Raw genomic sequence first — 22128 nt, 5'->3', positions numbered from 1 at the left:
CATGGCCATCTGGCTCACCGAGAACAGCAAGATCATTGTCCAGGGCATCACGGGCTCCGAGGGCACCAAGCACGGACGCCGGATGCTCGCGTCCGGCGCCCAGGTCGTCGGCGGCGTGAACGCCCGCAAGGCCGGCCAGACGGTCGACTTCGACGGCACGACCCTCCCGGTGTTCGGCACCGTCAAGGAGGCCATGGCCCACACGACCGCGGACGTCTCCGTCGTCTTCGTCCCGCCGAAGTTCACCAAGGACGCCGTCGTCGAGGCGATCGACGCCGAGATCCCGCTCTGCGTGGTCATCACCGAGGGCATCCCGGTGCACGACACCGCCTACTTCTGGGCGTACGCCGAGGAGAAGGGCAGCAAGACCCGGATCATCGGGCCGAACTGCCCCGGCATCGCGTCCCCCGGCAAGTCGAACGCGGGCATCATCCCGGCCGACATCACCACGCCCGGCCGCATCGGCCTGGTGTCGAAGTCGGGCACGCTGACCTACCAGATGATGTACGAGCTTCGCGACATCGGCTTCTCCACCTGCGTCGGCATCGGCGGCGACCCGATCATCGGGACCACCCACATCGATGCCCTCCAGGCGTTCCAGGACGACCCGGACACCGACGCGATCGTGATGATCGGTGAGATCGGGGGCGACGCCGAGGAGCGCGCCGCCGCCTACATCGAGCAGCACGTGACCAAGCCGGTCGTCGGCTACGTCGCCGGGTTCACCGCCCCCGAGGGCAAGACCATGGGCCACGCGGGCGCGATCGTGTCCGGCTCCGCCGGCACCGCGCAGGCGAAGAAGGAGGCCCTGGAGAAGGTCGGCGTCCGCGTCGGCAAGACCCCCAGCGAGACCGCCGTCATCATGCGGGAGATCATGCAGAACCGCTGATCCCGCGCGAGCACACGAAAGACGCCCGAGCCGCCCCCGCGGCCCGGGCGTCTTTCGTGTGCGCCCGGAAGCCGGGACGACAAAGGCGACACGCCGGGCGGGCGGGGCGGCGGGGGGCGGAGCCGGTGCCAGCATGGAGCGGTGAGCGACAAGATCCCCGGACGGCGCGCGAAGCGGGAACCGTCGAAGACCGCGGCGGGGCGGGCGCGTGCGCAGCACGCGGCGCGGCGCCCGCCGGCCCCCGCCGCGGCCCGGCCGCTGTATGTGACCGGGCTGGTCGCCGCGCTGTGGTGCGTCGGGATCGGGCTCGCGGTGCTCACCACGATCACGCTGATCGGGTGGATCGCGGCGCCGAAGACCGCGCTCGGCCACGGCCTGGCCGGCGTGTTCCGGACGGCCGTGAACTTCTGGCTCGTGTCCCACCACGCGGGCTTCTCCTACGGGCAGGGACGCGTCGGGCTGCTGCCGCTCGGCGTCCTCGTCCTGCCCGGTGCGCTGCTGTACCGGGGCGGCGGGTGGATGATCCGGGTGGCGGGGCTGCGGCACCGTCCCCGCGTCGCGGTCGTGCACGTCGCGGTCGCGCAGGCCGCCCCGTACGCCGGGCTGGCCGCGCTGCTCGCGATCGCGGCGTCGGCGCGGGAGGTGCGGCCGTCGGTGTGGCAGGCGCTCGTCGCCTGCTTCCTCGTCGCCGTCATCGCGGGCGGCCTCGGTGCCGCGCGGGCCGTGGTCGCCGCGCAGGTGGCGGCCGAGGCGCGCGGACGGCGGGTCCGGTCCGGGCTCGGCGCGCTGCTGCGGCTGCTGCCCGAACGGCCGCGTTCGCTGGTGATCGGGGTCGCGGGGGCGCTCGGCGTGCTGCTCGCGTCGGGTGCGGTGCTCGTGGCCGCGGCCCTCGCGATGCACATGCCGGACGCCGACAACCTGTACCGGGTGCTCGCGCCCGGCGTCGTCGGCGGCGTCCTGCTGCTGCTGGTCGAGCTGGCGTTCCTGCCGAACGCGGTCATCTGGGGGATGGCGTACGCGGTCGGGGCGGGGTTCTCGGTCGGTGCCGGGACGAGCGTCTCCCCGACCGGGGTGGTCCTGGACGTCGTCCCGGCGTTCCCGCCGCTCGCCGCGCTGCCGCAGCCGGGGCCGGCGCCCGCGCTGTCGCTGCTCGCGCTGGCCGCGCCGTTCGTCGCGGGCGCGGTCGGCGGCGTCCTCACGATCAGGTCGCTGCCGAGCCCGGTGTCGGAGGGCGCGCCGCTGTGGGGGTTCGTGTCGGGCGCGCTGACCGGCGTGGTGGCGGCGCTGCTGAGCGCGCTGTCCGGCGGGCCGCTCGGCGGCGGGCGGATGGCGACCGTGGGGCCGTCCGCCTGGCAGGTGGGGCTGCTCGCGGCCCTGGAGGTGGGGATCGCGGCGGCGATCGCGGCGTGGGTGGCGAACTGGATGGTGCTGCGGCGTCCGGCCCGCGCGAAGGCCCCGAGGAAGCCGAAGGAGCCGAGGGGGCCGAAGAAGCCGGGGAAGGCGCAGGAACCGGGGATGCCGGAGCGGCGCGCCGGGAGGCCCGCCCGTCCGGAGCCCGCGACCGTGCCGCTGGGGGCGCCCGTCCCCGGCGACTACGACCTGCGGGAGCTGCGCGAGCGGAGGGAGCCGGCGCCGAAGGCGCCGCATGCGCCCGATCCGGTGGAGTTCGAGGAGGCCGACCCCGTCCTCGCCCCCCGGCGGCCCCGCCGCCGGGGGGAGGCGCCGCCCGATCCGGACGGGGAGCGGACCGATCCGGAACCGGCCCCGCCGCCCCCGGGTGCCGGCACGGTCGTCCTCGAAGGCCACATCGCGGACGAGATCGTGGCCGAGCCGCGCCCCGGGCCCGGGGAGCCGCCGGGGGCCGTCCCGCCGCCGCGCACGGACCCGGGACGCACCGAGAACCGGGGCGGCGCGATCTACGTCCTGCGGGAAGAGCCCGAGCGGGACGGGCGGAGCGGGAGCTAGAGCAGGATCCCGTACTTGTCCATGGTGCCCGCGGGCAGGTCGAGCTTCTTCTCGATCTTCGGGTAGTACTCGTCGCGGCACGACTGCTTGTCGAGGTGCGTGTTGGCCGTGCTGACGCACTTCTGGTAGCCGCTCCACTCGGTCCACAGGACCGCCGTCGTCGTCACCGCCGCCAGCGAGAGCCCGAGGCCGACGGCGCCCAGCACCATGCCCTGGACGGCACCGGGGGCGACGTCCCTGGCCTGGCGCGCCTCCCGGCGGGCCTTGACCCCGGCGACGAGCGCGGCGACGCCCAGCACCAGGCTGAGCGGGTAGAAGAAGAACACGGTCAGCAGGGCGGTGCCGCCGAGCCACAGGGCCCGCAGGCCGGTCTGCCGCGTCCGCGGTCCCGCGGGCGGCTGCCCCGCCGGCCGCCCGTCCGGGCGGTCTTCGGGCCGGACCTCGCGGCCCTGCTGCTCGCTCACGTTCGTCTCCTCCTGACCGGGGGTGGTGTGCTCTGCGGTGAAGCGGCGTCGAGGCGGCCGATAGGCTTCGTAACGGCCGCACAACCCCGTCAACGTCCAGCAGGGAGTCATGGTGTCCGCCCGGCTCGTCGTCCTCGTCTCCGGTGCGGGGACCAACCTACAAGCGCTGCTCGACGCGTGCGCGGATCCAGCCTACGGGGCGAAAGTCGTGGCCGTGGGGGCCGATCGCCCGGATATCGGGGGAACCGAGCGCGCAGAACGTGTGGGTTTGCCCACTTTCACGGTTTGTATCCCAGATTATCCGTCTCGGGACGACTGGGACGCGGCCCTGACCGAGGCCGTCGCGAAGCACGAGCCCGACCTCGTCGTCTCCGCCGGCTTCATGAAGATCCTCGGCCCGCGTTTCCTCGCGCGGTTCGGCGGCCGGACGGTCAACACCCATCCGGCGCTGCTCCCCTCGTTCCCGGGCGCGCACGCCGTTCGGGACGCCCTGGCGTACGGCGTGAAGGTCACGGGCTGTACGGTTCACTTCGTCGACGAAGGCGTGGACACCGGACCCGTCATCGCCCAGGAGACCGTCCCCGTGGGCGGGGACGACGACGAAGACTCCCTGCACGAGCGCATCAAGCGGGTGGAACGCCGGCTCCTCGTCGGCGTCGTCGGACGGCTCGCCCGCGACGGCTGGACCACGCGCGGCAGGCGGGTCTCGTTGAAGAGCAGGACCTGTGGTGATTCGTCCGATCAAGAGGGGAGCTCGGCCGGTGAGTCGGGTGGCGATTAAGCGCGCGCTGATCAGCGTGTACGACAAGACCGGGCTGGAGGAGCTGGCCCGGGGCCTGCACGAGGCGGGAGTGGAGATCGTCTCGACCGGGTCCACGGCGGGCCGGATCTCCGCCGCCGGCGTCCCGGTGATGAAGGTGGAGAAGCTCACCGGGTTCCCCGAGTGCCTGGACGGACGGGTCAAGACCCTGCACCCGAAGGTGCACGCGGGCCTGCTCGCCGACCGCCGCAAACAGGACCACCTCCAGCAGCTCGAAGACCTGCACGTCGAACCGTTCGACCTGGTGGTCGCGAACCTGTACCCGTTCGCCGACACCGTGAACTCGGGCGCCAAGCCCGACGAGTGCGTCGAGCAGATCGACATCGGCGGGCCGACCATGGTGCGCGCCGCCGCGAAGAACCACGCGAGCGTCTCCGTCGTCGTCGACCCGTCCGCCTACGGGACGGTCCTCGACGCGGTGCGGGCCGGCGGTTTCACCCTGGACGAGCGCCGCCGCCTCGCCGCGCTGGCGTTCGCGCACACCGCGTCCTACGACGTGGCCGTGGCCTCCTGGTTCGCGAGCACCTACGCCCCCGACGAGACCGCCGCCGAGACGCGGTGGCCCGACTTCCTCGGCGTCACCTGGGAGCGTTCGGCCACGCTCCGCTACGGCGAGAACCCGCACCAGCGCGCGGCCCTGTACCGCGCGGCCGGCGAGACCGGCCTGGCCGGCGCGGAGCAGCTGTACGGCAAGGAGATGTCCTACAACAACTACGTGGACACCGACGCCGCCCGCCGCGCCGCCCACGACTTCACCGAGCCCTGCGTCGCGATCATCAAGCACGCCAACCCGTGCGGCATCGCGGTCGGCGCGGACATCGCCGAGGCGCACCGCAAGGCGCACGCCTGCGACCCCGTGTCCGCCTACGGCGGCGTGATCGCGGCGAACCGCCCGGTCACCGCGGACATGGCCCGGCAGGTCACCGAGAGCTTCGCCGAGGTGGTCGTCGCCCCGTCCTTCGAGGACGAGGCCGTCACCGTGCTGAAGAACCGGTTCAAGAACGTCCGGCTGCTGGTCTGCCCGGACGCCCCGGCGGGCGCGACCGAGTACCGGCGCATCGACGGCGGCGTCCTGCTGCAGGACGTCGACCGGGTGGACGCGTCCGGCGACGACCCGTCCACCTGGGAGCTGAAGACCGGCCCGGCCGCGGACGAGGCGACGCTCCGCGACCTGGCGTTCGCGTGGCGGGCGATCCGCTCGGTCAAGTCGAACGCGATCCTGCTGGCCGCGGGCGGCGCGACCGTCGGCGTCGGCATGGGCCAGGTCAACCGGGTCGACTCCGCCAAGCTCGCGGTCGCGCGGGCCGGCGCGGAGCGGGCCGCGTCCGCCGTGGGCGCGTCCGACGCGTTCTTCCCGTTCCCGGACGGCCTGGAGGTGCTCGCCGAGGCGGGCGTCCGGGCGATCGTCCAGCCGGGCGGTTCCGTCAACGACGACAAGGTGATCGAGGCGGCGGAGAAGGCCGGGGTCAGCCTGTACTTCACCGGCGTCCGGCACTTCTTCCACTGACCGGCGCGGGGCCCGGTGTGGCGCAGAACACCGCCGCACCGGGTTTGCGGCCGGATTTCCCGCGCTGTCCGGTCGGGTACCCTCTGCCCGACCGCGCCCATCGTGACCCCCTGACCCCGGCGCGGGCATTCCGCTGATGGAGGCGCGATGGACGTGCTGATTGCCCTCATGCTGAGGTCGGTGTACCAGGCCGACGCGCTGCTGATGGAGTCCCGGCAGCTGATCGGGCTGATCGCCGCCTTCCTGGCCGCGGTCCTCGCCGCGCGGCTCGGCTGGCACGGCACCGACCGCGTGATCGCCTGGCGGCAGCGCTCGGAGGACTAGCGCTCGAAGGGCCGGCGCACCCCGCCGCTACCATGGGGTTCACGTGACTGGCGCGGCAAGGTGGGGCACCACCGGGGAGCGAACGACAGTCCGGACACCGCGCGCCTGGGTGGACGGGACCTTGAGCCGGGCTCGGTCCTGCGGGCCCTTGGCGACACGCGGAGGTACGCATGACGGCACAGATCCTTGACGGCAAGGCCACGGCCGCCGAGATCCGCTCGAACCTCAAGGGCCGCGTCGAGGCGCTTCGTGACCGCGGCGTCACCGTGGGGCTCGGCACGGTGCTGGTGGGCGACGACCCGGGCAGCCACGCCTACGTCGGCATGAAGCACCGGGACTGCGCCGAGGTCGGCATCCAGAGCATCCGCCGCGACCTGCCCGCCACCGCCACCCAGGACGACGTGGAGCGGGCCGTCGCCGAACTGAACGCCGACCCCGCCTGCACCGGCTACATCGTCCAGCTTCCGCTGCCGAAGGGCCTGGACGAGCAGCGCGTGCTGGAACGCATCGACCCCGACAAGGACGCCGACGGGCTGCACCCGACGAACCTCGGCCGGCTCGTCCTGATGCAGCCTGGGCCGCTGCCGTGCACCCCGAAGGGGATCGTCGAACTGCTGCGGCACTTCGGCGTCCCGCTCAAGGGCGCCGAGGTCACCGTCGTCGGCCGCGGCATCACGGTCGGGCGTTCGCTCGGCCTGCTGCTGACCCGCCGCACCGAGAACGCGACCGTCACCCTCTGCCACACCGCCACCCGTGACCTGGCCGCGCACACCCGCCGGGCCGACATCGTCGTGGCCGCCGCCGGCGTTCCCGGGCTCATCACCGCCGACATGGTCAAGCCGGGCGCCGCCGTCCTCGACGTGGGCGTGTCCCGGGTGGACGGCAAGCTCACGGGCGACGTCGCCGCCGACGTCCGCGAGGTCGCCGGATGGGTCGCGCCCAACCCCGGCGGTGTCGGCCCGATGACCCGCGCCATGCTGCTCGCCAACGTCGTCGAGGCCGCCGAGCAGAGCGCCTGACGGGGGCGCCCGAGACGTGGTCGGGGCCGCCACCCAGCACCCGGGTGGCGGCCCCGTACCCGTTGCTCCGGCCGGTGCCGCGCCGTCACTTACGCGGCCCGTCCTGGAGGGTTCAGCGATCGCCCTCGTGCTCGCGCTGCCGTGAGGGCGACCGCAGGTTCACCTCAGCTGGCCCTCCGTCCCGCGGTGCTCGGTGCCGGACGTCCCGGCCCGTGTCCGTGACCCGGCGAGCCCGGCCGGCGCGTCTCCGTCGTGCCCCGCACGCCGGAGACCCGGCCGTCCATCGGCGGACGGCCCTGGTGGGGGACGTGCACCGGCGGCAGCGGGCGGACGAGGCCCATCGCGATGACCTCGTTGGCGAGCCGGGTGCGCCGGTTGGCGCCCTCGGGAATCCGGAACTTCTGGTAGAGACGCAGTAGATGCTGCTTGACCGCGGCCTCCGTCACCACCAGTTCGCCGGCGATGTCGCGCGCCGTGGCGGGGGCCACGAACGCCTCGTCGGACAGGGCGGGACGGCACAGCGAGGTCAGCACGTCGACCTCGCGGCGGGTGAGCTCGGGCGCGACGGCGCGCCGCAGTTCGACGTCCGGGTCGACCTCCTCACGGGGGATGCCCCCCAACCGGCAGCGCGCCGTGCCGAAGCTCACGACGTCACCGTCCTCCAGGACACGGCGGGCGATCGGCCGGCCGTTGACGCGCGTCCCGTTGCGGGACAGTCCCATGTCCACCACGTAGACGTACGGACCGCGTCGGACGATCTCTGCGTGCAATCGGGACACACTCGGGTCGTCGAGGCGGATATCGACTCCTCTCCCTCTCCCGACCGTTGTAACGTCGGGGCGCAGCGGCATCACCAGCCCGCTGTCCTCGATCCGCATGAACGGCCCCTCCACGGCAGTCCTCCCAGCTAGTTAGCGACCCCTGTCTGCCGGGTTACCCGGGCGTGGTGCCGTCACACCCTCCTACTGGCGAGTAGCACCGATGGCGTAAGGGATTCCGGCCACTTCGGCATCACCCGGACACCGTCCGTAGCGCGGTCATTCCAGGCGCGGGACGACAAGGCGGACCGTCGCGGCGATGTCGTCCCCCCGTCCGAGGGGCGATACCGTGAGGGCCATGAGCACTCAGGTGCACCGGCGCAGGCGGAAGGCGCCGCGCCGCGGGGACGCCGCGCCGCACTGGCTCGTGCAACTGCCGTATCTCCTCGTGCTCAGCGGGGTCGGTGCCGGGCTGACCCTGTGCGCCTTCAACTACTTCCGCAAGGGCTCCGGCCTGATGGCCGCCGCGCTGCTGATCGGCGCGCTCGCCCGGCTGCTGCTGCCGGAGTCGCAGCTCGGCCCGCTCGCCGTCCGCAGCCGCTCCGTCGACTGCTGGACGCTCGTGATCCTCGGCGAGATGGTGGCGTTCGTGTCGCTGAGCGTCCCGCCGATGAACAAGACCGGTCTGATCCTCGCGGGCGCGTTCGGCGTCCTGATCGCCCTCACGATGGCGGTCCGCGGCGGCCGCCTCCTGCTCACCGGGCGCTCCTCGCCGTCCCGGAAGCGGTCCCCGGGCTGACACGTCGTCCCAGGTGGCGGAGCGCGAGGCCAGGTCAGGTCTAGACCGCGTAACGGCCTCGGCTAGCCTTGCCAGTTGAGCCTTACAAGGACTGCTGGCCAGGTGTAGGAAAGGGACAGCACAAGTATGCCCAAGATCAAAGTAGCGGGCCCGGTCGTCGAACTCGACGGCGACGAAATGACGCGGATCATCTGGAAATTCATCAAGGACCAGTTGATCCTGCCCTACCTCGATGTGGACCTGAAGTACTACGACCTGGGGATGGAGCACCGTGACGCCACGGACGACCAGGTCACGATCGACGCCGCCAACGCCATCAAGCAGCACGGCGTCGGCGTCAAGTGCGCGACCATCACCCCCGACGAGGCGCGCGTCGAGGAGTTCGGCCTGAAGAAGATGTGGCGGTCCCCGAACGGGACGATCCGCAACATCCTGGGCGGCGTGGTGTTCCGTGAGCCGATCATCTGCTCCAACATCCCCCGGCTCGTCCCCGGCTGGACCAAGCCGATCATCATCGGCCGGCACGCGCACGGCGACCAGTACCGCGCCACCGACTTCGTGGTCCCCGGCCCCGGCAAGGTGACGATCACCTACACGCCCGACGACGGCGCCGAGCCGATGGAGTTCGAGGTCGCGCAGTTCCCCGGCGGCGGCGTCGCCATGGGCATGTACAACTTCGACGACTCGATCCGCGACTTCGCGCGGGCGACGATGCGCTACGCCCTTGAGCGCCGGATGCCGCTGTACCTCTCCACGAAGAACACGATCCTCAAGGCCTACGACGGCCGCTTCAAGGACATCTTCCAGGAGATCTACGAGTCGGAGTTCAAGGCCGACTTCGAGTCCAAGGGCCTCACCTACGAGCACCGGCTCATCGACGACATGGTCGCCGCCGCGCTCAAGTGGGACGGCGGCTTCGTCTGGGCGGCCAAGAACTACGACGGCGACGTCCAGTCCGACACCCTGGCCCAGGGCTTCGGCTCGCTCGGCCTGATGACGTCCGTCCTCATGACCCCGGACGGCAAGACCGTCGAGGCCGAGGCCGCGCACGGCACCGTGACCCGGCACTACCGGCAGCACCAGCAGGGCAAGCCGACGTCGACCAACCCCATCGCGTCGATCTTCGCCTGGACCCGGGGCCTGGAGCACCGCGGCAAGCTCGACGGCCAGCCCGAGGTCATCGACTTCGCCCGCAAGCTGGAGCAGGTCTGCGTCGAGACGGTCGAGAGCGGCCAGATGACCAAGGACCTGGCGCTGCTCGTCGGCCGCGAGACGCCCTGGCTGACGACGCAGGAATTCCTGGAGGCCCTGGACACCAACCTCCAGAAGAAGATCAACGGCTGATTCGCCGAGTCTTCGAGGGCCGTCCCGGATCCGTCCGGGGCGGCCTTCCACATGTTCGGAGACGGGTGGGTGCACCTGCGCGCCGGCGGGTAGGGGGTGCGCGATAGCCTGAGCCCGGAAGTATCTCGACGGCGAGAGAACCCGCGCCGTATCGGCCGCAGGGGGACTCTGGGCGGTCGGGGTCGCAAGGATGGCCGCCTGAGCCCCGTCAGGTCACTGCAGGAGAAGAAGGACAATGACGCGCACCCCAGTCAACGTCACCGTTACCGGCGCCGCGGGCCAGATCGGCTACGCGCTGCTGTTCCGCATCGCGGCCGGCCACCTCCTCGGCGCGGACGTGCCCGTACGCCTGCGGCTGCTGGAGATTCCGCAGGCGGTGAAGGCCGCCGAGGGCACCGCGATGGAGCTGGACGACTGCGCGTTCCCGCTGCTGTCCGGCATCGACATCTTCGACGACGCGACCAAGGCGTTCGAGGGGGCCAATGTCGCGCTGCTCGTCGGCGCCCGGCCGCGCACGAAGGGCATGGAGCGCGGTGACCTGCTGGAGGCCAACGGCGGCATCTTCAAGCCGCAGGGCGAGGCGATCAACGCCGGCGCGGCGGACGACATCAAGGTCCTGGTGGTCGGCAACCCGGCCAACACCAACGCGCTGATCGCGCAGGCGCACGCGCCGGACGTCCCCGCCGAGCGCTTCACCGCGATGACGCGCCTCGACCACAACCGGGCCCTCGCCCAGCTGTCGAAGAAGGCGGGCGTGTCCGTCGCCGACATCAAGAAGATGACGATCTGGGGCAACCACTCCGCGACCCAGTACCCGGACATCTTCCACGCCGAGATCGCCGGCAAGAACGCCGCCGAGACGGTGAACGACCAGAACTGGCTGGAGAACGACTTCATCCCGACCGTCGCCAAGCGCGGCGCCGCGATCATCGAGGCGCGCGGCGCGTCGTCGGCGGCGTCGGCCGCGTCCGCAGCGCTCAACCACATCCACACCTGGGTGAACGGCACCGCCGACGGCGACTGGACGTCCATGGCGGTCGTGTCGGACGGCTCCTACGGCGTCCCCGAGGGCCTGATCTCGTCCTTCCCGGTCACCACGAAGGACGGCAAGTGGGAGATCGTCCAGGGCCTGGAGATCGACGACTTCTCCCGCGCCCGCATCGACGCCTCGGTGAACGAGCTGTCGGAGGAGCGCGACGCAGTCCGCAAGCTCGGCCTCATCTGACACCGCACGCGCAGCACGAGCCCCGGACCAGGCCGGTCCGGGGCTCGTTCGCGTCCGGTCACACCAGGCGGGCCGGCTCGTCCAGCCACAGCCTGTCGCCCTCGGGGGTGACGGTCAGCCCGAACCGGTCGACGCCGGGACCGTCATGCCGCACCCACCACTCGAAGGCGTCCTCCAACTCGTCCCACAGGCGGCGCCCGCCGTACTGGGTGACCTCGTAGTGGTCGTGTCCGGGCTCCCAGTCGCAGGCGGCCCACGGTCCGTCGGGATCGCCGATCTCGAACAGCAGCAGTGAGAACGACCCGTCGTCGAAGTGCTTTTCCCAATACGCCAGACCAGGCGACAGAGCCACGGTGGCGAGTTGGAGCCCCGGCCCGGCCGCGAAGACGGTACGGGGATCCAACGTGGTCGCCGTCACCTCGGCCTCGTCCTCGTGGCGGACCTGCCAGACCAGCTCGGCGCGATGGGAACGCAGCATCATGTACCCGGCCGGTCCGTGGAACCGCCCGTACGCGCCGTCGCGGGTCGTCGTCAGCCGTGTGAGCAGGCCGTGGCCGCGAAGGGGCTGCCACGGCGCCACGATGACGCCGCCGGGCCGGGTCTGCTCTACCCAGGTGAAGGGCACCTCGGCGACGGCCGCGGTCACGTGCACGCGATCGTAAGGCGCGTTGTCCGGGAACCCCGCCCGGCCGTCTCCCAGGACCACGGTCGGCGTGAATCCGGCCCTCGCGAGGTTGGCCTCGGCCTGCTCGGCGATCCCGGCGTCCACCTCCACGGTGACGACGTTCTTCTCCCCGACGCGCGCCGACAGGACGGCGGCGGTGTATCCGGTTCCGGTGCCGATTTCCAGGACCCGGTCGTGGTCGCGCGGGGCCAGCAGTTCCAGGCATTGGAAGGCGATGCCGGGTGCGGAGATCGAGCTGGACGGCATTCCGTCCGAGATCTTCAGGGGGTCACCCTTGCCGTCTTCGCGCTGGGTGATGATCGAGGCGTCCGAGTAGACGGCCCCCAGCCACTCTTCAGGACGCGCCCGCCGGTCGATCGGGTAGCAGGCACCGCCCTCGGGGCAGGCCAGACCGACGTCCGGCACGAAGATCTCGCGGGGTGCCGCCCGCATCGCCCGCAGCCACTCCCCGCCGACGCCGAGCGAAGCGGCCAGTTCCTCGGTGTTGTTCATGCACCCTTCTCCAGTAGATCGGCCATGGCCGAGTAGATCCCGAGACCGGTCGCGTCGGCGATCCATCCGAACTCGCCGCGCTGGTTCACCTCCAGGAAGACCCAGCGGCCCGAGACGTCATGAATCAGGTCGAACGCGCCGTACACGAGGCCGAGCCGCGCCATCAGCTGTAGCAGCTTGGCCCGAAGCTCGAACGGCAAATGGACGACGCTGTAGGACAGGGCGTCGTAGTCCGACCGCCAGTCCTCCTGTGCCGCGGTGCCGGTGGCGTCGATGCGGACAGCGAACACCTCGTTTCCGAGCACGGTCACGCGTGCCTCGAACGCTTTCTGGACGCGCTCCTGGAGCATCTGGGCAGTGCGGCCGAACGCAGGATCGAGAAGGCTCTCACGATCGATGACGGGGGCGGTGTAGAGGATGCGGACCCGTCCCTCGTCGGCGTGGACCACTCCGTCCATGGGTTTGTAGACGATCGGACGCCCAAGCTCCTTCGCCCAGTCGTAGGCGGTTCGCGGGTCTGAGGTGATGAGGGTCTCGGGTACCGCCAACCCGACTCGCGCCGCCTCGGCGAGCTGGAACGGCTTGTACTCGGCGCGCGCCGCCGCCACCGGATCGTTGACCCACAGGCAGTCTCCGAGCGCGGCCAGCACGCCTCCGAATCCTCGCCGGGCCTCGCCGTAGGCGAACGCGCGCTCGGGGGACGACATGCGCTCGTCCATCACGAATGGAGTGGCCCCCCGCTGCCATACAGCGCTGATGCCGGCCAGCTCGACGTCGAGGCCGTCCCGGCCGCTGATACGTCCGGACCAGGAGAGCGAACCGTTCAGGCGGGCACCCATCGACAGCCGAGTGGGGAAGCTCGATGGGTTCACCTGCACCACGCTGGTGCCACGCCTGAGCAGCTCAGCGCCAACCCGTTCGGCTACCTTGTCGCCGTGGCGTGCCAGCATCAGCACGGTCATTGTCAGTCCTTCCCCTTGTCCTCGGGGTGCTGGTTGTCGCCCTGGCCGCCGGTGGTGTAGTCGGACGTGCCCTTGTCGTGCTTGCCCGCGCGGGGCACCACCAGGAACCGCAGCCCCCAGGGACGGGCCTCGGTCGCGGGGGCGTCCACCTGGGACGCCTGGTCCAGGCCCGGGTCCATGGGGAAGATGTCCCCGACCCGGAACGCCAGCCCGCGCGACTCGCCGTCCGGCGAGTGCGTCACGAGGTCGAGCGCGGCAAGCCGCTCGATCGTCGGTGTGCTCATCGCTTTTCCTTCCTGGCGACCAGCCGGCCGCCTGTCGGTGGCCCCAGACGGGGGCCTTCGGTGTGGACGGCCGCGACCTACAACAGGCCGGGCCGATGGAAACCACGGCCCCGGGACGTCATCCACCCCGGGTGCGTCCCTCTCCGGAGGCCCAAGGGCCACGCACCCATCCGTCCCGGGGCCGTGGGGCTCAGGACCGGGGCGCCGGCACACGGGCGTCCGTGACGGCGCCTCCGGTGGGGCCGGAGGCCGGCCCGATCGTGGCGTATCGCGACCACACCCATTTGCCGTGCGGCCGGGTCGGTGTCACCCCGCATTTCTCCGACAGAGCCTCAACGATCGGCAGCCCATGGCCGCCCGTCCCGTCGTCGTGCCCGGGGTTCAGCGCCTCGGCGTCCGGGGCCGCGTGCTCGTCCGCCGCTCCCAGCACACGCTTGCGCACCGGGCGGGCGTCCGAGGAGTCCCACACCGCCAGCAGCACCGCACCCAGCTCTCGCGTGAACCTCACCCGGATCTCTCGCTCCGGCGCGCAACGGACGGCGTTGGTGACCAGCTCACTGGCGATCAGCGTCACGTCGTCGCCGACCCCGGCCAGCCCCCACTCCGCAAGCCGCAACTCCACCAGGGCGCGCACCTGCCCCGGGACCGTCAGCGCCGCCAGGCACGTCATGTCCAGCGTCCCGGCGGACATGACGCCCGCGCTTCCCGTGCAGCCGTCCATCACGACCGCCGCCCGATCTGCCGCAGCAGGAGCACCGCCCGCTCCGCCGCCGCGCCCTCGCGCCCGACCTCGCCGAGCACGTGCCCGCGCTCCCCGCCCCACCGGAACCGCCGGCCGTCGCACGCGATCACCCGCTCACCCCGCGCACCGAGCGAAACGGCCAGCGTCTCCCCGTACACCACCGCCTGGCACCCCCGCCGCCGGAGCTGTGCCGCCAACTCCTCCAGCGGCTTGCCCGTAACATTTCCCATGGGTCCGACCTCCATCGTCGGATCAAGGCCCCGGACCCCGGTGTTCACGCACCGGCCGGGGCCGCCTTGTCCTATGGCTGCTCTGCTTCTTGCTCGCGAAATGCAGGCCCCACCAGCCGGTGGTAGAGGGCCGCGATCTTCTCGGCCGCTCCATCGGGGTCGCCGGCGTCGTGAGACCTCTCCTCCCGACCCTGGTGCCAGCGGTATTGCTCCTCCGCCCAGCGCACGCAAAGGTTCGTGGCCACGCTCAGCACCAGACCCGAGGGCCACTCCCGTATCCCCAGGACAGGGAGCCCGCGCTGTGCAAGGCGATCGACCAGCTTGACCAGCGCCTGGCGGGCTTCCTCTCCGGCCATCTCCTGCTCTCCCCGTCCGGTGACAGCAATGAAGCTAGGGATTCGGCTGTGACAGCTCTTTCACAGCTTGTGAAACCTTGGTGGAGTCCAGGTCAACCACCATTGAGTGGAGCCGAAAGGGTTACCTTGGGTAGGTGCCCGGTGCATCATCTGGAGGAGATCACCATGGACACGCAGGACACTGCAGGAACGCGAATTGCGACATTTCGTCGCCTTCGTGGCATGACCCAGCGTGAGCTGGCACGGCGGGCGTTGATCTCACATAGCCTGCTCACCAAGATCGAGACCGGCAAGCGTCCCGCGACACCGGCCGTCATCAGTGCCACCGCCCGTGAACTCAAAGTCGATGTCGCTCAGCTCACCGGACAGCCCTATGCACCCGACACACCCACCGACGCGCAAGTGCATCAGCAGGTGGCAGTCCTTCGGCGAGAACTCGCTGCCTACAACCTTCCCCCCACCTTCGATGGCCCCCCGAAGACGCTCGAAGCCCTGAAAAGCGACGTTGAGGAGTTGGCCAGGCTCCGGCACGGCGTTCACCTCCTGAAATTGGGCGAACACCTCCCCGGTGTGCTCAAAGATCTCCGGTTCGCCACGTACGCCTATGCGGGACACGCGCGCGAGCAGGTGTACGGCCTCCTGGCTGAGAGCTATGCGGCAGCCGGACAACTCGCCTACAAAATGGGCTATATCGATCTTTCGGCGCTTACCACTGATCGATACGAGTGGGCTGCCGAGCGATCCGGCGACCCTCTCTGCGTTCACATCGGTGACTACCTGCGTGCCGGTGAACTCATGGTGGCGGGCGATACCGCCTCAGCCGCCGCGCTCATGGATCGGTCCCTCGGCCGCCTGGAACCCCAACTGGGTAAGAACAACCCTCATTGGCAACCGACCTGGGCAGTCTGGGGCAATCTCCACCTCAAGGCCGCACTCGTGGCTGCCCGATCAGGCCGCAGAGACGCGCGGCTGTCCACATGGCAGTATTACGACCAGGCAAAGACCGCTGCCGAGCACATTGGCCATGACCGGGATGACTACCGGCTGTACTTCGGTCCGACCAACGTGAAGATCTGGGAAGTCAGCCTCGCCGTCGAGCTGTGCGACGATGCAGCCGCCATCGGCAAGTCCAAGGACATTCGTCTCCCGGACAATGCACCCACCGAGCGCCGCTCACATCACTGGATCGACCTCGCCCGAGCGCATGTATGGCGTAACGACCCGTCCGGCGCGCTTCGCTGTCTCTACGAGGCACGCGATATCTCCGCACAGCACACCCGCTTCCATCCGCAAGTGCGGGAAACGGCTCAGCAGGTCGCGCGCATGGAGAGGCAGAGCAGCGGCACACTCAGATCTTTCGCCTCATGGCTTGGCATGAACGACTGATCGGAGCATCGTCCCATGTCTGACGGCGATAACTGCACCTTGGCCCGTCACAACGGTGAACAGACCGTCGCCATGCTGGACGAGGTTGCCCGGGTCTATGTACCTGCCTACGCCGAACCCCCATACGAACCACACCCCATGTTCAGCGGTCCCTTGAAGCGACCACTGCCATGGCGGCCCCGCTCGGGTGGGACCGCCTAGACCAGGTCGCAGGTGAGTTCGCCGGCTGGAAGGCTCCGTCAGCTCGGGAGTTCCGGGCTGAGTACGCCTCTACTCGTCCGAGGACGGCTCCGCCGTCTCTTGTTTGATCCACGTCAGGTAGTCACCGAGCCCGCCGACGATCGGCACCGCGACGATCTCAGGGGTGTCGTACGAGTGGGCCGCCTTCACTGTGCTCACCAGCTCGTCAAGCCGTTCCTCGGTCGTCTTCATGACGACGAGGTGCTCCTCGTTGTTCTCCAGCTTGCCTTGCCACCAGTAGGTCGAGGTGATCGGCCCGCTGATCTGGGCGCAAGCAGCCGCCCGTCCTTCGACTGCGGCCTTGACGACCTTCTCGGCTTCCTCTCGGCTGCCCGCTGTCACGTGCACTTCGAGATTCTGGGTCATAGGGGCGACCCTAGCTAACCGGAGCAGTTCGTGACAGGCCACCGCCTAACCGAAAACGCCCGGTTACTGGAGTGTCTAAGCACGGGCTACCATCAGCCAGTGGGAACCAGGGCGGCTATGGGCAACCGACACTCGGTGAGTGTCGCGGGCGTCATCTTGGATGATCTCGGCCGTGCGCTGCTTATCCAACGCCGTGATAATGGCCACTGGGAAGCGCCCGGGGGTGTCCTGGAACTGGATGAGGACATCCGGACCGGACTCAAGCGGGAGATCTTCGAGGAGACGGGACTTCAGGTCGATGTGGACCACCTGACAGGCATCTACAAAAATATGAAACGCGGCATTATTGCACTGGTGTTTCGCTGTCGAATCGCCGGTGGAAGCATCCAAGAAACGAGCGAGGCTCAAGATCTCCGATGGCTGAACTCTGAAGAAGTCAGTGCCTTGGCGACCGAAGCTTTTGCCGTTCGTGTACTAGATGCAATGGCGCATCCGTCAACCTCGCCTGCGGTACGCCATCATGACGGCACGAACTTGGTTGATGAATCATTCAACCCATGAGGTTCGGCCAATTTCAAATCGAGGTCACGCCACGATCGGTGGTTAGATGCCCGCCAGCACCGCGACGATGGCACCGCGTAACCGTGCCCTCTATCGCGTCTTCCAAGCTACCGCCCTCGCTCGTTCCTGTGACATCACCTCGTCCGTCGAGGTATTCCATACCAACCTCCCATTGCTGACGGAGATGACCAGCGTACGAATTGCCAAGAAGATCCGGCGTTTTGCCGCTGCTCTACGCACCTCCCAAGGCAAAGATGCCCAGGAGACTCGGCACGTAGCTCTCAACCTGATTGGAGCCTCCTCCCATGCCTGACGGGGACGGCTACACGTTGGCGCGTCACAACGGAGAACAGGCCGTTGCCATGCTGGACGAGGTTGCCCGGGTCTATGTACCTGCCTACGCCGAACCCCCATACGAACCACACCCCATGTTCAGCCGGGTTGAGTTCACCGCACGCACCACCAGGCAGGCCGCCAGGGAAGGCTTCACTCTTATCGCAGCCCGAACGGGCGAAGGGGAACTTGCAGGCTTCAGCTTCGGTCTGCCCTTCGCAGCCGGCAGGTGGTGGCGGGACGTTTCCGGCTCCACTCCGCCGCCAGAGGTCGTGAACGCCGCGAAGTTCTCCGTGATCGAGCTGGTCGTCGCCGCCCCACACCGCGGACGCGGTCTCGCCGGGCGCCTTCTCGACGCCCTTCTCGACGGCCGTCCCGAGCAATACGCGATGCTTCTAGTGTCGATTTCCGAAGTCGTGTGCACGGATGCCTGAAGTCCTCTGCACGCCTGTGGTGTGCGAGGGCGTGCAGAGGACTTCGGGGTGTTGCGGGGTTGGGTTACTTGTGGGTGATCCACCAGATGGCCAGCTGGATCGGCGCGGTGCCGGCGGCGGTGGCGGCGCCGCGGAAGGCGGCTTGGGCGGCGGTGCGGGCGAGCCGGTGCAGGCGGTCGCGGTGCGGGTGGTTGTGGTTGTGGTGCGGCATGGCGTGGGCCTTTCGGCGGCGGCCTCGGCTTGGTGTGCCGGTGGCCTGGTGCCGCCGATGAGGCTTGTCCGGTGGGTTTTCCGGTTTCGATCGCGTTCGGGTGGTGGGGCGGGGCAGGCTGGTGGCCCGGGGATGACGGACGGGTTGGGTTTCCCGGACGGTTTACGGTCCGGATCCGGAAGGGGGCCGGCGGATGGGTGAGCCGCTGGATGCGACCGGGGTGTGGGCGGCTGAGTTACGGGCGTTGTGGGAGGCGGCGGGCAAGCCGACGGGGGCGGCGATCACGCGGCAGGCCGCCGGGCAGAAGCCGCCGTTGAAGGTGACGTCATCGTCATGGAGCGATTGGCTGGGCGGCGAGAACGTCCCGGCCGACCCGGTGATCGCGGCCTGGCTGGTCACCTTCCTGCGCGGCAGGGCCCGGCAGCGGACACCGGCGTTCGTGACCGAGCCTGATGCGTGGTGGCAGCAGGTGTGGAGGCAGGCGCGCGAGGAGCGACAGGGCCGGGGCGGCCGCCCGTCCGGAGCGCGTTCCGCCCGTCCGCCGGTGGTGTGGGAGCAGGTCCGGGTGGGGGTGGTTCCCCGGGCGGCGGACTGTTTCCAGGATCGGGCCGTGGCGGGCCGGTTGGAGCGGGCGGCCGAGCAGGACGGCACGGTGGTGCTCACCCAGCGGGACGGCCGGGAGTTGACGCAGGTGCTGGCGGGGATGGGCGGGGTCGGCAAGACCCAGTTGGCGGCCGCTTATGCGCGGCATGCCTGGCAGCAGGGGGTGGGGGTGCTGGTGTGGGTGAACGCCGCCACCCGTGACGGGGTGGTCTCCGCCTACGCCGACACCGCGGTGCGGCTCGGTCTGCCGCTGGCCGACCGGAAGGATCCGGACCGGTCGGCGCGGGAGTTCTTGGCCTGGGCGGAGACGACGACCCAGTGCTGGTGGCTGGTGGTGCTCGATGATGTCCGCAGCCTCGGTGATCTGCGCGGGTTGTGGCCGGCGGCGGCCGCGTCGGCGGCCGGCGGGCAGGTGGTGGTCACCACCCGGCTCCGCGATGCCGCGCTTGAGGGAGCCGGCCGCCGCATGGTCACCGTCGACACCTTCACCGCCGGGGAGGCCCGCGGCTATCTGCGGGCCAAACTCGGTTCCCGCGCCGCCGATGCGGGGGAGGTTGAGGCGCTGGCCGGCGAGCTGGGGCACCTGCCCTTGGCGTTGGCCCAGGCCGCGGCCTACATCCTGGGCGCCGACATCACCATCGCCGCCTACCGGGAACGGCTCGCCACCCGTCTGCTTCGGCGCGCTGTGCCCTCGGGTGACGAGCTGCCCGACGACCATGAACGCATCGTCGCGGCGACCTGGGAGTTGTCCATCGACCAGGCCGACCGTGCTGAACCGGTCGGGCTGGCCCGGCCGGTGCTGCAATTGGCCGGCGTGCTGGATCCGGCCGGCATCCCCCAGACGGCCCTGTGCAGCCCGCCGGCGCTTGACTACCTCACCGGCTACCTGACCGGCCCCCCGCCCGACCGCCTGCCCGCCCGGCCGGCGCACGCCGCACAGCGGGACTCCCAGGTGAGCGGTGAGATGGTCGATGAGGTGCTGCGGGTGCTGCACCGGCACAGCCTGATCGACCACGACCGCACCGCCGCCCATCGCGAGGTCCGCGTCCACCAGCTCGTTCAGCGTGCCACCCGCGAAGCGCTCGCCACCCACCCCGACCGGGGCCCGGAGTTGTTCATCGCGCTCGCTGGCGTTGCCGCCGACGCCCTGCTGGCGGTGTGGCCGCAGGTAGAGCGGGACGAGTTCGGTCAAATCCTGCGGGCCAACACCACCGCGCTGACCCGCGCCGCCCAGACGGCGCTGTGGCACCCCGACACCGGCGGCCATGGCGTCCTGTTCAAAGCCGCCACCAGCCTCGGCGAAACCGGGCAGGCCACCGCCGCCCGCGACGCCTACGCCGCCCTGCACGCCACCGCCCTGCACCACCTGGGCCCCGACCACCCCGACACCCTGGCCAGCCGCGGCAACCTGGCGTTCTGGCGGGGCGAGGCGGGGGACGCGGCCGGCGCGGCCACCGCGACCCAGGAGCTGCTGGCCGACCGGATGCGGGTGCTGGGTCCCGACCACCCCGACACCCTGACCACCCGCAACAACCTGGCGGCCTTGCGGGGCAGGGCGGGGGACGCGGCGGGCGCGGCCGCCGCCTTCGAGGACCTGCTGGCCGACCAGATGCGGGTGCTGGGTCCCGACCATCCCGACACCCTGACCACCCGCAACAACCTGGCGCTCTGGCGGGGCAGGGCGGGGGACGCGGCGGGCGCGGCCGCCGCCTTCCAGGACCTGCTGACCGAGTTCTTGCGGGTGCTGGGTCCCGACCACCCCCACACCCTGGCCACCCGCAACAACCTGGCGGCCTTGCGGGGCAGGGCGGGGGACGCGGCCGGCGCGGCCGCCGCCTTCGAGGAGCTGCTGGCCGACCGGATGCGGGTGTTGGGCCCCGACCACCCCGACACCCTGGTCACCCGCGGCAACCTGGCGTTCTGGCGGGGCGAGGCGGGGGACGCGGCGGGCGCGGCCGCCGCCTTCCAGGACCTGCTGGCCGACCAGATGCGGGTGCTGGGTCCCGACCACCCCGACACCCTGACCACCCGCAACAACCTGGCGCTCTGGCGGGGCAGGGCGGGGGACGCGGCGGGCGCGGCCGCCGCCTTCCAGGACCTGCTGACTGAGGTCGTACGGGTATTGGGCCCCGACCACCCCGACACCCTGGTCACTCGCAGCAACCTGGCGTCCTGGCGGGGCGAGGCGGGGGACGCGGCGGGCGCGGCCGCCGCCTTCCAGGAGCTGCTGACCGAGTTCTTGCGGGTGCTGGGTCCCGACCACCCCCACACCCTGGCCACTCGCAGCAACCTGGCGTCCTGGCGGGGCGAGGCGGGGGACGCGGCGGGCGCGGCCGCCGCCTTCCAGGAGCTGCTGACCGAGTTCTTGCGGGTGCTGGGTCCCGACCACCCCCACACCCTGGCCACTCGCAGCAACCTGGCGTCCTGGCGGGGCAGGGCGGGGGACGCGGCGGGCGCGGCCGCCGCCTTCGAGGAGCTGCTGGCCGACCGGATGCGGGTGTTGGGCCCCGACCATCCCGACACCCTGGTCACCCGCAGCAACCTGGCGCTCTGGCGGGGCGAGGCGGGGGACGCGGCCGGCGCGGCCACCGCGACCCAGGACCTGCTGGCCGACCAGATGCGGGTGCTGGGTCCCGACCACCCCGACACCCTGACCACCCGCAGCAACCTGGCGTCCTGGCGGGGCGAGGCGGGGGACGCGGCGGGCACGGCCGCCGCCTTCCAGGACCTGCTGGCCGACCAGATGCGGGTGTTGGGCCCCGACCATCCCGACACCCTGCTCACTCGCAGCAACCTGGCGTCCTGGCGGGGCGAGGCGGGGGACGCGGCGGGCGCGGCCGCCGCCTTCCAGGAGCTGCTGACCGAGTTCTTGCGGGTGCTGGGCCCCGACCACCCCCACACCCTGGCCACCTGCGGCAACCTGGCGTACTGGCGGGAGCGGGCAAGCCTTGGGCTGGCGCCGGACCCAGGTGCTGGTGTCTCGGAAACGCTCGATTCTGAGAACAATCCAGCGGCCGGCCCCAAGACCCCCGAATCCGGCCCCCAGTGACCCGACTCCTTCTCAGAACTGGTTCTCATGCAAGTCTGCCGGTTTCGGGATTCTGAGAAATGTTTGTGAGGGCATCTGGG

Annotated in this window: 23 protein-coding genes and 1 riboswitch; of the genes, 13 read left to right on the top strand and 10 right to left on the bottom strand. The window is 70.7% G+C overall.

The window, feature by feature from the left end:
- The first annotated feature begins 1 nt into the window (after position 1).
- Entirely contained in the window at positions 2–889 is an 888-nt protein-coding gene (gene sucD / locus ACQP1N_RS29730; protein WP_067807964.1) for a succinate--CoA ligase subunit alpha, read from the top strand.
- Between the two features lie 141 nt (positions 890–1030).
- Positions 1031–2854, top strand: a complete 1824-nt coding sequence (locus tag ACQP1N_RS29725; protein WP_433227734.1) for a cell division protein PerM — start codon at positions 1031–1033, stop codon at positions 2852–2854.
- Here the strand turns inward: ACQP1N_RS29725 and ACQP1N_RS29720 are convergent.
- Positions 2851–3318, bottom strand: coding sequence for a DUF4190 domain-containing protein (locus ACQP1N_RS29720; protein ID WP_067805324.1), 468 nt, complete (start codon positions 3316–3318; stop codon positions 2851–2853). The two genes, ACQP1N_RS29725 and ACQP1N_RS29720, sit on opposite strands and share 4 nt — an antisense overlap.
- A 109-nt stretch (positions 3319–3427) precedes the next feature.
- Here ACQP1N_RS29720 and purN point away from each other — a divergent pair, with 109 nt between their 5' ends.
- The 4 genes from purN (at position 3428) to ACQP1N_RS29700 (ending at position 6988) form a co-directional block, all read left to right on the top strand.
- Positions 3428–4099 (top strand): phosphoribosylglycinamide formyltransferase, encoded by a 672-nt coding sequence (gene purN / locus ACQP1N_RS29715; RefSeq protein ID WP_067805321.1) that lies wholly within the window; start codon positions 3428–3430, stop codon positions 4097–4099.
- Positions 4080–5645 carry a bifunctional phosphoribosylaminoimidazolecarboxamide formyltransferase/IMP cyclohydrolase gene (purH, locus tag ACQP1N_RS29710; protein ID WP_067805318.1) on the top strand — a complete coding sequence of 522 codons (1566 nt, stop codon included), beginning with the start codon at positions 4080–4082 and terminating at the stop codon, positions 5643–5645. The genes purN and purH overlap by 20 nt, the downstream gene beginning before the upstream one ends.
- A gap of 147 nt (positions 5646–5792) precedes the next feature.
- A complete protein-coding gene (locus ACQP1N_RS29705; RefSeq protein WP_157419307.1) occupies positions 5793–5969 on the top strand; it encodes a hypothetical protein in 177 nt (58 codons plus the stop codon).
- Positions 5970–6002: 33 nt separating this feature from the next.
- Positions 6003–6087: riboswitch (ZMP/ZTP riboswitch) on the top strand.
- Positions 6088–6139: 52 nt separating this feature from the next.
- On the top strand, positions 6140–6988 hold the full coding sequence (locus tag ACQP1N_RS29700) for a bifunctional methylenetetrahydrofolate dehydrogenase/methenyltetrahydrofolate cyclohydrolase (RefSeq protein ID WP_067805315.1): 849 nt from the start codon (positions 6140–6142) through the stop codon (positions 6986–6988).
- A gap of 164 nt (positions 6989–7152) precedes the next feature.
- Here ACQP1N_RS29700 and ACQP1N_RS29695 read toward each other — a convergent pair whose 3' ends face one another.
- Positions 7153–7881 carry an FHA domain-containing protein gene (locus tag ACQP1N_RS29695; protein ID WP_067805312.1) on the bottom strand — a complete coding sequence of 243 codons (729 nt, stop codon included), beginning with the start codon at positions 7879–7881 and terminating at the stop codon, positions 7153–7155.
- A 223-nt stretch (positions 7882–8104) separates the two neighbouring features.
- On the opposite strand from ACQP1N_RS29695, the gene ACQP1N_RS29690 reads away from it, so the two are divergent.
- The 3 genes from ACQP1N_RS29690 to ACQP1N_RS29680 all read left to right on the top strand — a co-directional run bounded on the left by ACQP1N_RS29690 (position 8105) and on the right by ACQP1N_RS29680 (position 11114).
- Positions 8105–8545 carry a DUF3017 domain-containing protein gene (locus ACQP1N_RS29690; RefSeq protein ID WP_084263384.1) on the top strand — a complete coding sequence of 147 codons (441 nt, stop codon included), beginning with the start codon at positions 8105–8107 and terminating at the stop codon, positions 8543–8545.
- 126 nt (positions 8546–8671) lie between these two features.
- Entirely contained in the window at positions 8672–9889 is a 1218-nt protein-coding gene (locus tag ACQP1N_RS29685; RefSeq protein ID WP_433227733.1) for an NADP-dependent isocitrate dehydrogenase, read from the top strand.
- A gap of 235 nt (positions 9890–10124) precedes the next feature.
- Complete coding sequence (locus ACQP1N_RS29680) at positions 10125–11114, top strand: malate dehydrogenase (RefSeq protein WP_067805303.1); 990 nt, start codon at positions 10125–10127, stop codon at positions 11112–11114.
- 58 nt (positions 11115–11172) lie between these two features.
- On the opposite strand, the gene ACQP1N_RS29675 is transcribed toward ACQP1N_RS29680, so the two are convergent.
- The 6 genes from ACQP1N_RS29675 to ACQP1N_RS29650 form a co-directional block, all read right to left on the bottom strand.
- A complete protein-coding gene (locus ACQP1N_RS29675) occupies positions 11173–12291 on the bottom strand; it encodes a methyltransferase domain-containing protein (RefSeq protein ID WP_433227732.1) in 1119 nt (372 codons plus the stop codon).
- Positions 12288–13253 carry an MvdC/MvdD family ATP grasp protein gene (locus tag ACQP1N_RS29670; protein ID WP_433227731.1) on the bottom strand — a complete coding sequence of 322 codons (966 nt, stop codon included), beginning with the start codon at positions 13251–13253 and terminating at the stop codon, positions 12288–12290. Before ACQP1N_RS29670 ends, ACQP1N_RS29675 begins: the two co-directional genes overlap by 4 nt.
- A gap of 2 nt (positions 13254–13255) precedes the next feature.
- Complete coding sequence (locus tag ACQP1N_RS29665) at positions 13256–13537, bottom strand: hypothetical protein (protein WP_433227730.1); 282 nt, start codon at positions 13535–13537, stop codon at positions 13256–13258.
- A 190-nt stretch (positions 13538–13727) separates the two neighbouring features.
- Positions 13728–14258, bottom strand: a complete 531-nt coding sequence (locus tag ACQP1N_RS29660; protein WP_433227729.1) for an ATP-binding protein — start codon at positions 14256–14258, stop codon at positions 13728–13730.
- Positions 14258–14509 carry a hypothetical protein gene (locus ACQP1N_RS29655; protein ID WP_433227728.1) on the bottom strand — a complete coding sequence of 84 codons (252 nt, stop codon included), beginning with the start codon at positions 14507–14509 and terminating at the stop codon, positions 14258–14260. Before ACQP1N_RS29655 ends, ACQP1N_RS29660 begins: the two co-directional genes overlap by 1 nt.
- Before the next feature lie 71 nt (positions 14510–14580).
- Positions 14581–14865 carry a hypothetical protein gene (locus tag ACQP1N_RS29650; RefSeq protein WP_433227727.1) on the bottom strand — a complete coding sequence of 95 codons (285 nt, stop codon included), beginning with the start codon at positions 14863–14865 and terminating at the stop codon, positions 14581–14583.
- A 165-nt stretch (positions 14866–15030) separates the two neighbouring features.
- Here ACQP1N_RS29650 and ACQP1N_RS29645 point away from each other — a divergent pair, with 165 nt between their 5' ends.
- Positions 15031–16251, top strand: coding sequence for a helix-turn-helix domain-containing protein (locus tag ACQP1N_RS29645; RefSeq protein WP_433227726.1), 1221 nt, complete (start codon positions 15031–15033; stop codon positions 16249–16251).
- Between the two features lie 270 nt (positions 16252–16521).
- On the opposite strand, the gene cutA is transcribed toward ACQP1N_RS29645, so the two are convergent.
- Positions 16522–16857, bottom strand: coding sequence for a divalent-cation tolerance protein CutA (cutA, locus tag ACQP1N_RS29640; protein WP_433227725.1), 336 nt, complete (start codon positions 16855–16857; stop codon positions 16522–16524).
- Positions 16858–16956: 99 nt separating this feature from the next.
- Between cutA and ACQP1N_RS29635 the strand changes: the two genes are divergently transcribed.
- Both ACQP1N_RS29635 and ACQP1N_RS29630 read left to right on the top strand, forming a co-directional pair.
- Positions 16957–17418, top strand: a complete 462-nt coding sequence (locus ACQP1N_RS29635; protein ID WP_433227724.1) for an NUDIX hydrolase — start codon at positions 16957–16959, stop codon at positions 17416–17418.
- A 305-nt stretch (positions 17419–17723) separates the two neighbouring features.
- Positions 17724–18185, top strand: coding sequence for a GNAT family N-acetyltransferase (locus ACQP1N_RS29630; RefSeq protein WP_433227723.1), 462 nt, complete (start codon positions 17724–17726; stop codon positions 18183–18185).
- Between the two features lie 64 nt (positions 18186–18249).
- Here the strand turns inward: ACQP1N_RS29630 and ACQP1N_RS29625 are convergent, their stop codons facing one another.
- The gene (locus tag ACQP1N_RS29625; RefSeq protein ID WP_433227722.1) at positions 18250–18396 is read right to left on the bottom strand and encodes a hypothetical protein; all 147 of its coding nucleotides are present in this window, start codon (positions 18394–18396) and stop codon (positions 18250–18252) included.
- 193 nt (positions 18397–18589) lie between these two features.
- On the opposite strand from ACQP1N_RS29625, the gene ACQP1N_RS29620 reads away from it, so the two are divergent.
- Positions 18590–22048, top strand: coding sequence for a tetratricopeptide repeat protein (locus tag ACQP1N_RS29620; protein WP_433227721.1), 3459 nt, complete (start codon positions 18590–18592; stop codon positions 22046–22048).
- Positions 22049–22128: the final 80 nt, after the last annotated feature.

The organism is Actinomadura formosensis, from assembly GCF_050948385.1.
GTDB classification, from domain to species: domain Bacteria; phylum Actinomycetota; class Actinomycetes; order Streptosporangiales; family Streptosporangiaceae; genus Spirillospora; species Spirillospora formosensis.
Note: the sequence above shows the minus strand (reverse complement) of the source record. Positions and strands in the feature narration are given on the sequence as shown.

Bases quoted from the DNA above. Each gene is read 5' to 3' on its own strand.
- ACQP1N_RS29650 (WP_433227727.1), bottom strand. From the start codon at position 14,865: ATGGCCGGAGAGGAAGCCCGCCAGGCGCTGGTCAAGCTGGTCGATCGC.
- ACQP1N_RS29705 (WP_157419307.1), top strand. From the start codon at position 5,793: ATGGACGTGCTGATTGCCCTCATGCTGAGGTCGGTGTACCAGGCCGAC.
- cutA (WP_433227725.1), bottom strand. From the start codon at position 16,857: ATGACCCAGAATCTCGAAGTGCACGTGACAGCGGGCAGCCGAGAGGAA.
- purN (WP_067805321.1), top strand. From the start codon at position 3,428: ATGGTGTCCGCCCGGCTCGTCGTCCTCGTCTCCGGTGCGGGGACCAAC.
- ACQP1N_RS29660 (WP_433227729.1), bottom strand. From the start codon at position 14,258: ATGGACGGCTGCACGGGAAGCGCGGGCGTCATGTCCGCCGGGACGCTG.
- ACQP1N_RS29630 (WP_433227723.1), top strand. From the start codon at position 17,724: ATGCCTGACGGGGACGGCTACACGTTGGCGCGTCACAACGGAGAACAG.
- ACQP1N_RS29670 (WP_433227731.1), bottom strand. From the start codon at position 13,253: ATGACCGTGCTGATGCTGGCACGCCACGGCGACAAGGTAGCCGAACGG.
- sucD (WP_067807964.1), top strand. From the start codon at position 2: ATGGCCATCTGGCTCACCGAGAACAGCAAGATCATTGTCCAGGGCATC.
- ACQP1N_RS29620 (WP_433227721.1), top strand. From the start codon at position 18,590: ATGGGTGAGCCGCTGGATGCGACCGGGGTGTGGGCGGCTGAGTTACGG.
- ACQP1N_RS29655 (WP_433227728.1), bottom strand. From the start codon at position 14,509: ATGGGAAATGTTACGGGCAAGCCGCTGGAGGAGTTGGCGGCACAGCTC.
- ACQP1N_RS29665 (WP_433227730.1), bottom strand. From the start codon at position 13,537: ATGAGCACACCGACGATCGAGCGGCTTGCCGCGCTCGACCTCGTGACG.
- ACQP1N_RS29685 (WP_433227733.1), top strand. From the start codon at position 8,672: ATGCCCAAGATCAAAGTAGCGGGCCCGGTCGTCGAACTCGACGGCGAC.
- ACQP1N_RS29625 (WP_433227722.1), bottom strand. From the start codon at position 18,396: ATGCCGCACCACAACCACAACCACCCGCACCGCGACCGCCTGCACCGG.
- ACQP1N_RS29645 (WP_433227726.1), top strand. From the start codon at position 15,031: ATGGACACGCAGGACACTGCAGGAACGCGAATTGCGACATTTCGTCGC.
- ACQP1N_RS29700 (WP_067805315.1), top strand. From the start codon at position 6,140: ATGACGGCACAGATCCTTGACGGCAAGGCCACGGCCGCCGAGATCCGC.
- ACQP1N_RS29690 (WP_084263384.1), top strand. From the start codon at position 8,105: ATGAGCACTCAGGTGCACCGGCGCAGGCGGAAGGCGCCGCGCCGCGGG.
- ACQP1N_RS29680 (WP_067805303.1), top strand. From the start codon at position 10,125: ATGACGCGCACCCCAGTCAACGTCACCGTTACCGGCGCCGCGGGCCAG.
- ACQP1N_RS29675 (WP_433227732.1), bottom strand. From the start codon at position 12,291: ATGAACAACACCGAGGAACTGGCCGCTTCGCTCGGCGTCGGCGGGGAG.